General features: G+C 64.8%; 14 protein-coding genes. 2 read left to right on the top strand and 12 right to left on the bottom strand.

The window, feature by feature from the left end; genetic code table 11:
• Window positions 1–4 precede the first annotated feature (4 nt).
• The 3 genes from AC05QJ_RS14500 to AC05QJ_RS14490 all read right to left on the bottom strand — a co-directional run bounded on the left by AC05QJ_RS14500 (window position 5) and on the right by AC05QJ_RS14490 (window position 2,941).
• Window positions 5–1,681 (bottom strand): MFS transporter, encoded by a 1,677-nt coding sequence (locus tag AC05QJ_RS14500; protein WP_476747508.1) that lies wholly within the window; start codon window positions 1,679–1,681, stop codon window positions 5–7.
• Window positions 1,682–1,920: 239 nt separating this feature from the next.
• Window positions 1,921–2,235 carry an AzlD family protein gene (locus tag AC05QJ_RS14495; RefSeq protein ID WP_476747507.1) on the bottom strand — a complete coding sequence of 105 codons (315 nt, stop codon included), beginning with the start codon at window positions 2,233–2,235 and terminating at the stop codon, window positions 1,921–1,923.
• A complete protein-coding gene (locus tag AC05QJ_RS14490) occupies window positions 2,225–2,941 on the bottom strand; it encodes an AzlC family ABC transporter permease (RefSeq protein WP_476747506.1) in 717 nt (238 codons plus the stop codon). The genes AC05QJ_RS14495 and AC05QJ_RS14490 overlap by 11 nt, the downstream gene beginning before the upstream one ends.
• Window positions 2,942–3,085: 144 nt before the next feature.
• Here AC05QJ_RS14490 and AC05QJ_RS14485 point away from each other — a divergent pair, with 144 nt between their 5' ends.
• Complete coding sequence (locus AC05QJ_RS14485; protein WP_476747505.1) at window positions 3,086–3,949, top strand: LysR family transcriptional regulator; 864 nt, start codon at window positions 3,086–3,088, stop codon at window positions 3,947–3,949.
• 124 nt (window positions 3,950–4,073) lie between these two features.
• On the opposite strand, the gene AC05QJ_RS14480 is transcribed toward AC05QJ_RS14485, so the two are convergent.
• Window positions 4,074–4,514, bottom strand: coding sequence for an NUDIX hydrolase (locus tag AC05QJ_RS14480; RefSeq protein ID WP_476747504.1), 441 nt, complete (start codon window positions 4,512–4,514; stop codon window positions 4,074–4,076).
• Window positions 4,515–4,634: 120 nt separating this feature from the next.
• Between AC05QJ_RS14480 and AC05QJ_RS14475 the strand changes: the two genes are divergently transcribed.
• Entirely contained in the window at window positions 4,635–5,315 is a 681-nt protein-coding gene (locus AC05QJ_RS14475; protein WP_476747503.1) for a B3/B4 domain-containing protein, read from the top strand.
• A gap of 53 nt (window positions 5,316–5,368) precedes the next feature.
• Here the strand turns inward: AC05QJ_RS14475 and AC05QJ_RS14470 are convergent, their stop codons facing one another.
• From AC05QJ_RS14470 to AC05QJ_RS14435, 8 genes are all read right to left on the bottom strand, one after another.
• The gene (locus tag AC05QJ_RS14470; protein WP_476747502.1) at window positions 5,369–6,403 is read right to left on the bottom strand and encodes a type II asparaginase; all 1,035 of its coding nucleotides are present in this window, start codon (window positions 6,401–6,403) and stop codon (window positions 5,369–5,371) included.
• A 124-nt stretch (window positions 6,404–6,527) separates the two neighbouring features.
• Window positions 6,528–7,940, bottom strand: a complete 1,413-nt coding sequence (locus AC05QJ_RS14465; protein ID WP_476747501.1) for an aspartate ammonia-lyase — start codon at window positions 7,938–7,940, stop codon at window positions 6,528–6,530.
• Window positions 7,927–8,916, bottom strand: a complete 990-nt coding sequence (locus AC05QJ_RS14460; RefSeq protein ID WP_476747500.1) for a LysR family transcriptional regulator — start codon at window positions 8,914–8,916, stop codon at window positions 7,927–7,929. Before AC05QJ_RS14460 ends, AC05QJ_RS14465 begins: the two co-directional genes overlap by 14 nt.
• Window positions 8,917–8,943: 27 nt before the next feature.
• Window positions 8,944–10,302, bottom strand: coding sequence for an MFS transporter (locus tag AC05QJ_RS14455; protein WP_476747499.1), 1,359 nt, complete (start codon window positions 10,300–10,302; stop codon window positions 8,944–8,946).
• A gap of 296 nt (window positions 10,303–10,598) precedes the next feature.
• Window positions 10,599–10,910, bottom strand: a complete 312-nt coding sequence (locus AC05QJ_RS14450; RefSeq protein WP_476747498.1) for a hypothetical protein — start codon at window positions 10,908–10,910, stop codon at window positions 10,599–10,601.
• A gap of 42 nt (window positions 10,911–10,952) precedes the next feature.
• Complete coding sequence (locus AC05QJ_RS14445) at window positions 10,953–11,654, bottom strand: helix-turn-helix transcriptional regulator (RefSeq protein ID WP_476747497.1); 702 nt, start codon at window positions 11,652–11,654, stop codon at window positions 10,953–10,955.
• 4 nt (window positions 11,655–11,658) lie between these two features.
• On the bottom strand, window positions 11,659–12,510 hold the full coding sequence (locus tag AC05QJ_RS14440) for a TIGR03915 family putative DNA repair protein (protein ID WP_476747496.1): 852 nt from the start codon (window positions 12,508–12,510) through the stop codon (window positions 11,659–11,661).
• A complete protein-coding gene (locus AC05QJ_RS14435) occupies window positions 12,501–13,721 on the bottom strand; it encodes a putative DNA modification/repair radical SAM protein (protein ID WP_476747495.1) in 1,221 nt (406 codons plus the stop codon). The genes AC05QJ_RS14440 and AC05QJ_RS14435 overlap by 10 nt, the downstream gene beginning before the upstream one ends.
• Between the last annotated feature and the right edge of the window lie 81 nt (window positions 13,722–13,802).

Genomic DNA, 13,802 nt, shown 5'->3' with positions numbered 1-13,802 from the left:
ACACTCAGGTGTGAGTGATATCCCGGTCCTTGGTTTCCGGCATGAACAGAATCCCCAGCACCGCCGTCATCACCGCAATGACGATCGGGTACCAGAGCCCGTAGTAGATATCCCCGGTGGCCGCAACCATGGCAAAGGCCACGGTGGGCAGGAAGCCGCCGAACCAGCCGTTGCCGATGTGGTACGGCAGCGACATCGAGGTGTAGCGGATACGCGCCGGGAACAGCTCCACCAGCCAGGCGGCGATCGGCCCGTAGACCATGGTCACGTAGAGCACCAGGATGGTCAGCAGCAACAGCACCATCGGGTAGTTGGTCTTGGCCGGATCGGCCTTTTCCGGATAACCGGCGTCTTTCAGCGCCGTGCCCAGGGTGGCGGTGAAGGCATCGTTGGCGGTCTTGAAGTCCGCGGCCGGCATGCCGGTGCCTTCGAAGCTCGGGATTACCTTGTCGCCGATGCGGATCTGCGCCACCGCGCCCGCTTCGGCTTTCTCGTTGGCGTAAGGGATGGCCTTCTTCGCCAGCAGGCTCTTGGCGATGTCGCAGGAACTGGTGAAGCGCGCCTTGCCCACCGGGTCGAACTGGAACGAACACTGCGCGGGATCGGCGATCACCGTCACCGGGTTCTGCGCCTGGGCACGGTAGATGTCGGGGTTACCGAATTCGGTGAGGCCCTTGAAGATCGGGAAGTAGGTCAGCGCTGCGAGGATACAGCCGGCCATGATGATCTTCTTGCGGCCGATGCGATCGGACAGGCTGCCGAAGAAGATGAAGAACGGCGTGCCGATCAGCAGCGAGCCGGCAATCAGCAGGTTGGCGGTCTGCGGGTCGATCTTGAGCATCTGCAGCAGGAAGAACAGCGCATAGAACTGCCCGGTGTACCAGACCACCGCCTGCCCGGCTGTGCCGCCGAGCAGCGACATGATCACCACCTTGAGGTTGTCCCAGCGGGCGAAGGACTCGGTCAGTGGAGCCTTGGACGCCTTGCCTTCGGCCTTCATCTTGTTGAACACCGGCGACTCGTTGAGCTGCATGCGGATGTACACCGAGACGATCAGCAACAGGATCGACAGCAGGAACGGAATCCGCCAGCCCCAGGCTTCGAAGGCCTCGGTACCGAGGACAGTGCGGCAGGCGAGGATCACCAGCAGCGAGAGAAACAGGCCGAGGGTCGCGGTGGTCTGGATCCACGAGGTGAAGAACCCGCGCTTGCCGGGTGGCGCGTGCTCTGCCACATAGGTCGCGGCACCGCCGTACTCACCGCCCAGGGCCAGACCCTGCAACAGGCGCAGGGTGATCAGGATGATCGGCGCCGCCACGCCGATGGCGGCGTAGCTGGGCAGCAGACCGACCACGGCGGTGGACACGCCCATGATGATGATGGTGATAAGAAAGGTGTGCTTGCGCCCGATCATATCGCCCAGTCGCCCGAAGACGATGGCGCCGAACGGCCGCACGGCGAACCCGGCGGCGAAGGCCAGCAAGGCGAAGATGAACGCGGTGGTTTCGTTGACGCCGGCGAAGAAGTGCTTGGCGATGATCGCCGCGAGGGAGCCATAGAGATAAAAGTCGTACCACTCGAACACCGTACCGAGGGACGAGGCAAAGATGACCTTGCGTTCCTCTCGGGTGATACCGCGCCTGGGCTCGCCGCCCGGGGTCGTACTGTCGACTGCCGCCATGATTGTCTCCGTCTTGTTCTTGTAGGCCGGAGCATCCCGCTATCCTTCCGCACGCACTCTGGCCAATGAGAGGCTGATACATCGGATCACGGAATACGCCGGGCCCAGGACAGGCGGCGGCCTCGCGTTTTCTGCACGCACATTCGAAGCATAATCAGGGTTGGCGAGATATCCAGTCGCCAGTATCGATGGGGCTGCGCCGGTGTCGGTATCGGGTCAGGGCCGGCAGGCGCATGCCCTCACCCCACCCACTGCCGAAACACCGCCGCAGCCACAATCCCCGCCGCAATCGCCGGCAGCGGCTTCTTCACCACCAGCATCACCAGCGCCGTACTGGCGAGGGCGACCCGCGCCCCGTTGTCCCCGCTCACCGCCAGCGGCGTCAACACTGCCACCAGCACCGACCCGGACATCGCCCCGATGAACTGCTGCACCCGGGGGCTGATCGGCACGAAAGACATCACGAACACCCCGCCCCAGCGCGTTGCCAGGGTCACCAGGGCCATGACCAGGATGATGACGAAGGTGCCATGGCCTGCGGTTTCAATGTTCATCTTTCTTCTCCACCCACACCGCCCCGATGATGCCGCCGGCCAGCGCGCCGACCACCACATGGCTGTTCTCCGGCAGGTACCAGTACGCCAGCAGCGCCGATAGCGCGGCCACGGCCCAGATCAGCAGCATGCGCAGGTTCTTCTGCCCGCCCACGACCATCGCCAGCAGGAAGCAGCCCATCACCATGTCCAGACCCCAGCTCACCGGGTCACTGACCAGGTTGCCGAAGTACAGGCCGAACCAGGTGCCGAGCAGCCAGGTGGACCACAGCGCGATGCCGCCACCGAACAGGATGCCCAACCCCGGTTTGCCGGCAGACAGCGCTTGCATCGACATCGCCCAGTTGGCATCCGAGACCACCAGCATGATCCCGTAGCGCCGCGCCAGCGGCAGTTCCCGCAGCCAGGGATAGAGCGTGGCGCCCATCAACAGGTGACGGGCGTTGATGGCGAACACCGTGACCATCAACGGCACCAGCGGCACCTGGGTGCCCCACAGGTCCAGCGCGGCGAACTGCGAAGCGCCAGCGAACACCAGCGCGCTCATCCACAGGATCGAGCTGTCGCCCAACCCGGTCTGCGCGGCGGCCAGACCGAAGGCCAGCCCGAAAATGACGACGAACATGGAGATCGGCAACAGTTGCCTGAACCCGCTCCACACCTCATTGAACCCCAGCTCCGTAGAGCCCTTGGCAACCGACAGCACAACAACCTCCTCATCTGGCGTCCTCTCGATGGAACGCTCGTTCAAGCTTGTACGGACGACAGCCACTATCCACCAGACACAGTTTTGCGAAAAGCGCATATTATTCGCCGCACCCATTCGCTAATCGAATACAACGGAGCGGCCATGCAAGACCTGCAGATCGACTGGTTGAAATGCTTCGTCGCCGTGGTGGATACCGGCTCGCTGTCCAGCGCCGCCCCCGAGGTGCACCGCTCGCAGTCGGCGGTGAGCATGCAACTGAAGAAGCTCGAGGCCGCCGTGGGCCGGCAGTTGCTGGTGCGGGATTCACGCCAGCAGCAACTGACGCCGGACGGCCAGGTGTTGCTCGGCTATGCGCGGCGCATCCTCGATCTGCACAGCGATGCCCAGCACGCCTTCAGCGGCAATGAACTGACCGGACGCATCCGCCTGGGCGTACCCGACGACTATGCCGCCCGCTACCTCACCCCGGTGCTCAAGCGCTTCGCCCTGCGCTACGGCGCGGTGGAAATCGAACTGGACTGCGAGCAGTCCACCTCGTTGATCCCGCGTATCGAACGCGGCGACCTCGACCTGGCGCTGGTGTCCCGCGACCACCCGCGACGCGGTACGCTGCTGTTTCGCGAACCGATGGTGTGGGTGGGATCGCCGCAGTTCGACGTGTGGCGCCGCGACCCGCTTCCCATCGCCACCTACGAAAGCACCAGCCAGGCGCGGCGCTGCGCCATTCACTCGCTGGCGCTGCAGGGGCGTGACTATCGGGTGGTCTACAACAGCTCCAGCCTGGCCGGGCAGATCGCCGCTGTCGAAAGCGGCCTGGCGGTGGCCGTGCTGACCCGCTGCAGCGCGCCGGACCACCTGGAGATCCTCGGTGCCGAACACGGCCTGGGACCGCTGGAGCCGATGGAGGTCGCGGTGTACCGCAGCCGCGCATCGCAAAGCTCGAAACCGGTGGATAGCCTTTACGGATTGTTGATCAAGACCTTGAGGATGGCCTCGGTTTCGTGAGCCGGCCTCATCGCTGGCAAGGCCAGCTCCCACAGATCCTGCGCAGGCTACACCACCAAGGCTCGACTCAAAACCTGTGGGAGCCGGCCTTGCCGGCGATGAGGCCAGTACGAGCACCCACGATCTAGCAGACGCCCAGCATCCCCAGCAATCCCTCGGGATACACCGTCTCCCGGGTCGTGCGCAGCTCCTCCACCGACCACCAGTAATGCGCCGCCATCACCTTCAACTCATGCGCGCTCCAGCCGTCCCGGCTCAGCGCCGACGAAGACGCCTGCACCACGAAATACTGCTCCACCCCGATCACATCCTCGCCGCTGGGCAAGCGCATGACGAAACGCCGATGCCCCACGGGCTCGCCGACATCCTCCACCTCGATCCCGGTTTCTTCGCGCAACTCGCGCACCGCCGCATCGCGGAAGCTTTCGCCCTCCTCCAGCCCGCCACCCGGTGTGGCCCAGTGCGACGAACCGGCGAGGGCGTCGTCGGTGTGCACGAACTTGAACAACAACACCTTTCCTGCGGGGCTGATAACCAGCAACCGCGCCGAGGGTCTCTCACGCATGACGGAATCTTCCTGACTCGTTATTAGTAAAACTGATTTCCCATTCACTCTATTCATCAGCGCTAATGCCGACCCATGGTAAAACGGGCCGGCCCAACGTCCTGAAAGAGTCGAATCCGAATGCTCTGCGTCCTTCCCCAGGTAAGCCCCGACGTCACCCGCCTCGCTCCTGGCTTTCGCGCCTTGAGCATCACCGTCGAAGCTGCGCCGCTGATCCACCCCGAAGCCGCCGACGCGGCCATGGAACGAGCCGCACAAGCGCTTGCGGACAATGGACCGGCCTGGGCCGACGCCCACCTGGCCGCCTGGGCCGAGGTGTTTCGCGGCTTCGGTGCCAAGCCACAACGCACCCCCTGCTCTGCCGACGCACTGCGCAAGCGCTTTCAGCGGGACGGCAAACTGCCGAGCATCGATCCGGTTGTCAATCTGTACAACGCCATCAGCCTGGAATTCGCCATCCCTGTCGGCGGCGAGAACCTTGCGGCCTACAACGGCACGCCGCGTCTGGTGATCGCTGATGGCAGCGAAGCCTTCGATACGGTCAAGGAGGGTCAGCCGAGCCACGAATCCCCGGAACGCGGCGAAGTGATCTGGCGCGACGACAGCGGCGTGACCTGCCGGCGCTGGAACTGGCGCCAGGGCGTGCGCACGCGCCTGGACGCCAGCGCCCGGCATATGTGGTTCGTCCTCGAAAGCCTGCCGCAGATGCCGCTCGATGCCCTGCACGAGGCAGGCGTGCGGCTGGAGGAAGGCTTGCAGGCGATGATGCCGGGCGTGGTGATCGAGCGGGTGATGATCTGAATCGCATTCCAGGGTTTGTCGGCCGGTGCCGCGGGCCTCAATGGCCCGGCGGCTCAGAACCGCCCGAACATCTCCTGGATCCTGGCCTGATCGCTGGTCTGCGTCAGCGCCAGCATCAGCAGTATCCGCGCCTTCTGCGGGTTGAGGCTATCGCCCAGCAGGCCCGGATACGCCTCGTCGGCGGGGATGAAGCCGCTGCCGGCGCGGGAGGAACGCACCACCACCACGCCCTTGTCCATGGCGTTCCGCACCGCCGGCAGGATGTATTTCGACTCGCTGCCCGCGCCGACACCGGCAATCACGATGCCCTTGGCCTGGTGAGCGACGGCGGCGTCGTACATGTAACCGTTGTCGTTCTGGTAACCGTAGATGATGTCGACCTTGGGCAACTCCTCCAGCCGGCTGACATCGAACGGCGTATCAACGGTGTGCTGTTTGCCCACCCGGTTTTCGAAGTGCGGTACCTGGTTGACCAGACTGCCCAGATAACCGCCGCTCGCGGACTTGAAGGTGTCCAGCGCATTGGCATCGGTCTTGGTGGTGAAGCGCGCGGCACCAATGCGGTCGTTGAGCACCACCATCACGCCGCGCCCTTTGGCCTGCGGTGACGCCGCCACGCTGACCGCCTGGAGAATGTTGCTCGGCCCGTCCGCGCCCACCGCAGTAGCGGGACGCATGGCACCGGTGACCACTACCGGCTTGTCGCTCTTGACCACCAGGTTGAGGAAGTAGGCGGTTTCTTCGAGGGTGTCGGTGCCATGGGTGATGACGATGCCGGAAATGTCGTCACGCGCCAGCAGCGCGTTGACCCGCTTGGCCAGCTTCAGCAGCACCGCGTTGTCCATGTTGTCGCTGCCGACATTGGCTACCTGCTCGGTGGTGATGTGCGCCACGCTGTCCAGCGACGGCACCGACGCCACCAGCGCCTCGGCGCTGAGCACACCCGGCTTGTAGCCGGTGGTCTGGCTGGCTTGCGCGGCGGTGCCGGCGATGGTCCCGCCGGTCGCCAGCACGGCGACGTTGGGGCGAGCTGCCGCCGCGCTGTCTTGCGCCATGGCGCTTACCAGCGGGCACAGGGAAAAGATCACGGCCGCGAATCCTGCATTGAGTTTTTTCATCATGGATTTGCCTGGATTAAGAATTGTGTCGTTGGGTTCGTCACGTTTTCATTGCAAGACGAGGCGGCGTTGCACCGCCCCGCTGTTCACTGCTTCAGCCTTCGAATACCGGCCGCGAGGTCTTCTCGATCGCCGCCATCGCCTCGGCCTCGGTCATCACGCCGGACTCGGCCATGATCGTCAGCAGCGAGCGCCCTTCGTTCACCGACTGGCGCGCCAGCTTGCTGACCTGGGCGTAGCCAAGACGCGGTACCAGCGCGGTGGCCACCGCCATGGACTCGGTAAGGTGCTGGAGATTGCGTGCTTCGTCGGCCTGGATGCCGGCGACGCATTTCTCGCGGAACCGCTGGATGCCCTGGGTCAGCAAGGTGATGCTGTCGAACACCCGCGACGCCACCACCGGCTCGAAGTGGTTGATCTCCAGCTCACCGGCCTGCACCGCCTGGGCCACGGCCACGTCGTTGCCGATCACCGCGAAGCTGAGCTGGATCATCGCCATCGGCAGTACCGGGTTGACCTTGCCCGGCATGATCGAGGAGCCCGCCTGGGCCTCCGGCAGTTTCAGCTCGCCAATGCCACCCACCGGGCCCGAGGACAGTTTGGTCAGGTCGGTGGCGATCTTCGCCAGGGCCGCCGAGCAGGTACGCAGCTCGGCGGAGACGCGGGAGAACACGTCCATGTTCTGCATGGCATCGAAGGCGTTGTCTGGCGCCTGGTACTCGACGCCCGTGACCTGCACCAGATGCCGGTAAACCTGCCCACGATAGGCCGCCGGCGCACCGAAGCCGGTGCCGATGGCGGTGCCGCCCAGTGGCAGGGTGCGCAGCTTGTCGCGCACGGTCACCAGCTCCGCCGCCAGGCGATGGGTGAGCGCGGCATAGCCCGAGAACAACTGCCCCAGGCGCATCGGCTGGGCGTCCTGCAGGCAGGTGCGACCAAGGTGGAGGATGTCGGCGAACTGCGCGGCCTTGGCATCGAACTGCGCGCCGAGCTTTTCAACTTCGACGATCAGGCCGCCAAGCATGGCGTGGGTGGCGATCTTCAGCGCCGCCGGGTAGACGTCGTTGGTGGATTGCGAAGCATTGACGTGATCATTGGGGTGGACCACCTCGTAGCTGCCGGCCGGATGCCCCATGAACAACTGCGCGCGGTTGGCCACCACCTCGTTGAAGTTCATGTTGGTGGAGGTACCGCCGGAGCCTTCCAGCAGATCGACGATCAGCGAGTCGTCGCAGTTGCCGGCGATGATGTCCTGGCAGGCCAGGACGATGGCTTCGCTCTGGGCGCCGGCAATCACGCCGCAGTCGAGGTTGGCCAGGGCTGCGGCCCATTTGCACTGGGCGAAGGCATCGCGGAAGGCCGGGTAATGGGCCACGGTCAGCGGCGACACGCTCAGGTTGTCGAAGCCACGCACGGTGTTGACACCATAGAGCTTCCCGGTCGGGATGCTCACCTGGCCAACATAGTCCTGCTCGACCCTGACGTCGGCGCGATCAAAAGTACTCACGGGAATCTTCCTCATCGAAGTTGACTAGTGTTTCGACGCCTTTGCCCAGGGCGGCAAGCCGTGGCAGGAAGGCGTCCTTGATGACTGTTCGCGCCGTCTCGCAGGCATCGGCGAAGAAAGCGCTGTATTCGTTGCGCCTGGCCACCAGGTACAGGGACCGCTCAAGCCCCAGTTCCGGCACCAGGTGCGCGTTGACGTTTTCCACCCAGGTGCAGGCCTGGAGAAAACACATCGGGCTGGTCACGGCCCAGCCGATGCCCTCGGCGACCATCGCGGTCAGGGCGTCGGCGTTGTCCAGTTCCAGCCGGATGGGCACGCGGATGTTCAACCCGCGCAGGTGGCGCTCGATCTGCAGTCCCACCTGGGACAAACGGTTGAAACGCACTACCGGCAGCACGTTGGCCAATGCGCGGACGTCATCCAGGCTGCCCAGCGATTTGCCCAGCGCCTTCGGCGTGATGACGAAATAGCGCTCGGAAAACAGCCGGTAGCGGATGACGTCGTTGGCATCCATCAGCGGATCGCTGGTGACGATCAGGTCCAGGTCGCGGCGCAGCAACGACTCGCCCTGCTGCGGGCTGAGGCCGGTGCGCACCGACAGTTGCGAAACCCGCTGGAGCATCTGCCGGGTGAACGCCGAACCGCAGGTGGCGGCAAAGGAATCCACCAGGCCGATGCGCAGGTCGGGCTTGACCCCGCGTCCGGCATCCAGCACCTGAGCCTTGAGGTTGCACAGCTCCTCGCTGAGGATCGCGCCGCGGTTGCGCAGGGCGAGGCCGAAAGGCGTCAGGGTCAGTGGACGGGTCGCCCGGTCCACCAGCACCACGCCCAGCTCTTCCTCCAATTGCCGGACCATCTGCGACACCCCCGACTGGGAAATCCCCATGCGCGCCGCCGCACCCGACATGCTGCCTTCCTCGGCGACGGCGACGAACACCTGCACCGCGTACATATCGATGAGCTTGCTGGATGACATGGGAATTCTCCTTTAGGGGTTCAGCCGTTACTTGCGTCCGGCCAGGGCGACACTCGCCGCCTCGGCATTGCCCTCGCCTTCCGGCGCCACGGCGGCGAGGTCTTCCTTGCTGGTTTCAGGTGCGAACAGGTGGCAGAACACACCACCGACCAGCAACACGCCGACGCAGACGCCCAGGGCGGTGTGGATGCCCAGGTGCTGCACGGCGATCGGCAGCAGGAAGGTGGCAAAGGCCGAGCCGAAACGGCTGGCGGCGACGGCCATGCCGATGCCGGAGGCACGCAGGTGAGTCGGGAACAGCTCCGGCGGATAGACGAATTCCAGGTTCACCGCCGCCGCCAGAACACAGGCGAAGAAGCCGAAGGCGAGGATGGTGCCCAGCGGCCCGAAACCTCCGTAGGCCAGCACCGCCAGGCCGATGGCGCTGAGGTAGAAGGTGCCCACCAGGAAAGCCCGGCGCGAGATACGGTCGATGATCAGCAGGCCCAGCAACGCACCCAGCATCAGCAGCACGTTGTAGACCAGGCCACCGACGAACTTGTCCTGCACGTTCAGGGCTTCCAGCACCTTGGGCGAGAAGGTGCCGAGGGCGAAGAACGGGATCACCTGGCAGGTGTAGAACACGCAACCGACCAGGGTGTTCTTGCGCCAGCGCGGGCTGAACAGTTCGCTGAAGTTGCCGCGTTTCTTCGGCGCGGCAGGTGCCACGGCCGGCAAGGTGACGTGGGGACCGAATTTGGCGTGGACGATGGCCAGCGCCTCGGCACTGCGCCCCTTGGCCATCAGCCAGATCGGCGACTCCGGCACGCCCAGGCGCAACGGCAGGATCAGCAAGGCCGGCACGCCGCTGAGGGCGAGCATCAGACGCCAGGCGTCCGGGCCGATATCACGGATGGCGAAGCCCACCAGGTACGCTGCCACATAACCCGCCGCCCAGGCCGCCGCCAGCACGCTGAGCAGACGCCCGCGATAACGCCGTGGCGCAAACTCGGTCACCAATGATTTGCTGACCACGTAATCGAAGCCCAACACCAGGCCAAGCAGCAGGCGCAGGGCCAGGAGCTGCTCCGGGGAGGTGACGAAGAACTGCGACGCGGAGATCACCGCGAACAGCAGCATGTCCCACGCGAAGATGGTGCGGCGACCGAACTTGTCGGCCAGGGGACCGGCGAACAGGCTGCCGAGAAACAGCCCCGCCAGCGAGGCGGCGCCGAGCAGCCCCATCCACAGTGCGGTCAGTTGCAGGGGGCCGGCCGCCATGCTGACGGCAATACCGATAATGCCAAGCACGAATCCGTCGCTGAACTGTCCTCCTGTTCCGCTGAATACCGTCCGGATATGAAAACGGCTCAACGGAAGATCTTCGAACGACACTGGCTTACTCATTCGTATCTCCACTTGTTCTTGTATGTTGTGGACCGGCGCACGTTTGTTTTTCTGCCGGAGTACGATCGAGTGTACGGCTGCTTGATCACGAAAACAGGGTGTGTTTAAGGAGTATCAGGATTCTTGATACTAGCTGTCAGAAAGCCTGATAACAGGGGGTTTTGCGGAAAATTTCACGCCGTTTGTCCGGTGTGGGGCGAGGTAAGTTCGTTGCGAATTAAAGCGGGCTTTTATATGAGTCAACGCTATTTCAGGACGGCGCAACAACGGATTGATGCGCCATCGCAAGACGCACCTTATTGCGTGAACTCAGGCACGAAATGGTTCATGAACGACAGACTTTCAATGGCCGCCATATATGCGGAAAAACGCGGGTCGCCTTCATTGAAGGCCCTGGCGACATCGGCGGCATGTTCATAGGTTTGCCACTCGGCGATATCGACGAAGGTGCGCTGGTCGGCCATCGGGCAGTAGCCGCGGTAGGCGATCAGGCCGGGGAAGCTTTTCAGTGCTTCGCGCAGGCCGTCGCGTAGTTCGGGCATCTGCGCGATGTACTCCGGCTTGACGGTGAAGATGGCGAGTTCGAGTACATGATCTGGATGAGGCATACGGGACTTCCCTGGGTGTGAGGAAGCGCCAGTGTGCAGGGGTCATCCTGACAGCGTGCTGTCAGTACGCCCGTTGCCGGATTGATGGCGCATGTAGGTGCGCAGGGCAATATGCGGGCTGTCGCGCCACGGCTCGTCGCTGGTGAAAATGGACGCGATGCGGTCAACCCGGAAATCGCGGTAGGCCGCACGGGTATTGCACCAGCTGCCGACCGTCCACTTGCCACCCCAGTAGAACAGACCGATGGGCTGGATCGTTCGCCGCGAAACCTCGCCGTCGAGACTGGTGTAGGTGATCTGCAACACCCGCTTGTGCTCGATGGCCTGGCGCAGTGTGCTGAGGTGACCGCGGGTCGTGACACTGGTGGTGCCCAGGGCCCGGATCGGACTCTGCTGCGGATCGACGGCCTGCTGCGGCGAGCTGGCGGACACCTTGCTCAGCAGCGTGCGGGCGGCACCGGCCAGTTCGTTGTCGGCATTGCCGGCGAGCATTTCCATGCCCAGCATCAGCGCATCCACCTCGATGCGGCTCAGGCGCAGTGGCGGCATCTCGAAGCCGGCATCCAGGGCGTAGCCGACCCCGGTGGTGCCATAGACCGGCACCCCACTCAGGGACAGGTCGTCGATGTAGCGGTAGATCGAGCGGACCGATACCCCGATGCGCTCGGCCAGCCGCTCGGCGGTGATGGGCTGGTGCACCCGGATCAGGTTGACCAACTGGAACAGACGGTCGGCTTTGTGCATGGGCTTACCTCTCAGTTGAAACCGCAGCGAGGATCTTCTTGCCGCTGCGTTCGGCCACTTCCTGGGCCTGTCCATCGCGCTGCTTGCCTTGGCGGGCCTGCCCCACCAGGCGCGGAATCAGGTCGCCTTCGGGCAGGTTGCGCCAGAAGCGCCCCGGCATGTGCTGGCGCAGGGCATCGGGATTGACCCGCGCCGGGTTGAACGTATGCCGGTAGTAGGTGCGCCAGAGTTCGGCGTCAGGGTCGTCGGCGTGTTGCGCCCATTGGCGCCAGTCTTCGGGACACTGGCGGCGATGGTCCAGCGCCTCGCCATCGAAACGGATACCGTCCCGGGGCGTGGCGATCAGCCAGCGCTGCCGGCCGAGGCGGTCGGCGAAATGGCCGCTGGCACTGTCGAGGATGTCGTGGGCCGGCTCATGCCAGGCCACCAGGTCCAGTTGCAGCCTTTCCGCCAGCGCTGGTGGCAACGGCACGAAACGCACGAAGGCATGCAGGTGATGAGCCTCACGGGTGACCTGCTTGATCCGCCGCTGCAACTCGCTGCCCAGGCGGTCACCCGCGAGCATGGCCGTCCGATCGCCATGGGCCACCCGCCACAGCACCTCGTAAAGCAGGCTCCAGCGCTGCTCGCCGCGATACCGGCCAGCCAGCTGCAACTGCGCCAGCAACTCCGCCGGCACCCTGGCCTTGAACGGACCGGGGCCTTCGGGCAAACCCTCGGGCGTGGCCAGCAAGTCGTGAATCGGGCCCTGGCTCCAGGTCACTTCTGCGGGGTCGATGCCATGGCCGAGCAAGGTCCGCGCCTGCTCGCGCCAAGTCTCGAAGCGGTCGTCGCAATCCAGCGCGATCATCCCCACAACCCCATCTGCACGGGCGCCTGGGGTTCACGCAGGCGCGCCCGCAGCAGGCCGCTGCGCACCTCCGCCAACGCCGGTCGGTAGTCGCTGGTGACGATGAACGGCCGCGCCTTGTCCAGCACGCAACGCAAGTGGATCAGGTCGTCGTAGCGCACCCGCCGCTCGCGGCGCAGCGCCACCAGACGCTGCACGCTGCGCAGGCCGATACCCGGCACCCGCGCCAGCAATGCCGGTTCGGCGCGGTTGATATCGACCGGGAAGACCTCGCGATTGGACAGCGCCCAGGCCAGCTTGGGGTCGATGTCCAGCGCCAGGTTGCTCGCCTCGCTGAGCAGCTCGCCCGCCTTGTAGCCGTAGCCGCGCATGAGGAAATCGGCCTGGTACAGGCGGTGCTCGCGCAGCAGCGGCGGTGCCGCCAGGGGCACGCTGTCGGGGCTGTCGGGGATCGGGCTGAACGCCGAGTAGTAGACGCGCTTGAGGCCGTAGCCCTGATACAGCGACTCGGCATTGCGCAGGATGGTGCGGTCATCGGAGGCATCGGCGCCGACGATCATCTGGGTGCTCTGCCCTGCCGGCGTGAAGCGCGGCGCCCTCGCCTCGCCAGCGACTGCCAGTTGCCCCTGGCGAATGGTGCCCATGGCCTGGCGGATGGTGGTGATCTGTTTTTCCGGCGCCAGGCGCTTGAGGCTGGCGTCGCTGGGCAGCTCGATGTTGACGCTGAGCCGGTCGGCCAGGCGCCCGGCTTCCTCGATCAGCAGCGGGTCGGCGTCGGGAATGGTCTTGAGGTGGATGTAGCCGCGGAAGTTGTGTTCTTCGCGCAGCAGCCGCGCCACCCGCACCAGTTGCTCCATGGTGTAGTCCGCCGAACGGATGATACCGGAGCTCAGGAACAGCCCGCTGATGCAGTTGCGACGGTAGAAGTCCAGGGTCAGGCGCACCACTTCCTCGGGCGAGAAGCGCGCCCGGGGCACATTGCTGGAGCGGCGGTTGACGCAGTACTGGCAGTCGTACAGGCAGAAATTGGTCAGCAGCACCTTGAGCAGCGATACGCAACGGCCGTCGGGGGTGTAGCTGTGGCAGATGCCCATGCCGTTGGTGGCGCCCAGCCCGTCACGGCCCTTCGAGCTGCGCTTGGGCGCACCGCTGCTGGCGCAGGAGGCGTCGTATTTGGCGGCATCGGCAAGGATGCCGAGCTTGGCGATGAGTTGCATGGGCCGCGCCCTCGAAACACTGAATATCCATACAGTATTTCGGCAACGAGCAGGATGCAAGCCTCTCATGACCCATTCGGA

It is taken from the genome of Pseudomonas sp. TUM25319 (assembly GCF_056388475.1).
This window is presented reverse-complemented; position numbering and strand designations above follow the sequence as displayed.

Excerpts from the sequence above, each read along its gene's own strand:
- AC05QJ_RS14460 (WP_476747500.1), bottom strand. The coding sequence starts at position 8,916 with ATGTCATCCAGCAAGCTCATCGATATGTACGCGGTGCAGGTGTTCGTC.
- AC05QJ_RS14435 (WP_476747495.1), bottom strand. The coding sequence starts at position 13,721 with ATGCAACTCATCGCCAAGCTCGGCATCCTTGCCGATGCCGCCAAATAC.
- AC05QJ_RS14450 (WP_476747498.1), bottom strand. The coding sequence starts at position 10,910 with ATGCCTCATCCAGATCATGTACTCGAACTCGCCATCTTCACCGTCAAG.
- AC05QJ_RS14475 (WP_476747503.1), top strand. The coding sequence starts at position 4,635 with ATGCTCTGCGTCCTTCCCCAGGTAAGCCCCGACGTCACCCGCCTCGCT.
- AC05QJ_RS14480 (WP_476747504.1), bottom strand. The coding sequence starts at position 4,514 with ATGCGTGAGAGACCCTCGGCGCGGTTGCTGGTTATCAGCCCCGCAGGA.
- AC05QJ_RS14485 (WP_476747505.1), top strand. The coding sequence starts at position 3,086 with ATGCAAGACCTGCAGATCGACTGGTTGAAATGCTTCGTCGCCGTGGTG.
- AC05QJ_RS14500 (WP_476747508.1), bottom strand. The coding sequence starts at position 1,681 with ATGGCGGCAGTCGACAGTACGACCCCGGGCGGCGAGCCCAGGCGCGGT.
- AC05QJ_RS14445 (WP_476747497.1), bottom strand. The coding sequence starts at position 11,654 with ATGCACAAAGCCGACCGTCTGTTCCAGTTGGTCAACCTGATCCGGGTG.
- AC05QJ_RS14455 (WP_476747499.1), bottom strand. The coding sequence starts at position 10,302 with ATGAGTAAGCCAGTGTCGTTCGAAGATCTTCCGTTGAGCCGTTTTCAT.
- AC05QJ_RS14495 (WP_476747507.1), bottom strand. The coding sequence starts at position 2,235 with ATGAACATTGAAACCGCAGGCCATGGCACCTTCGTCATCATCCTGGTC.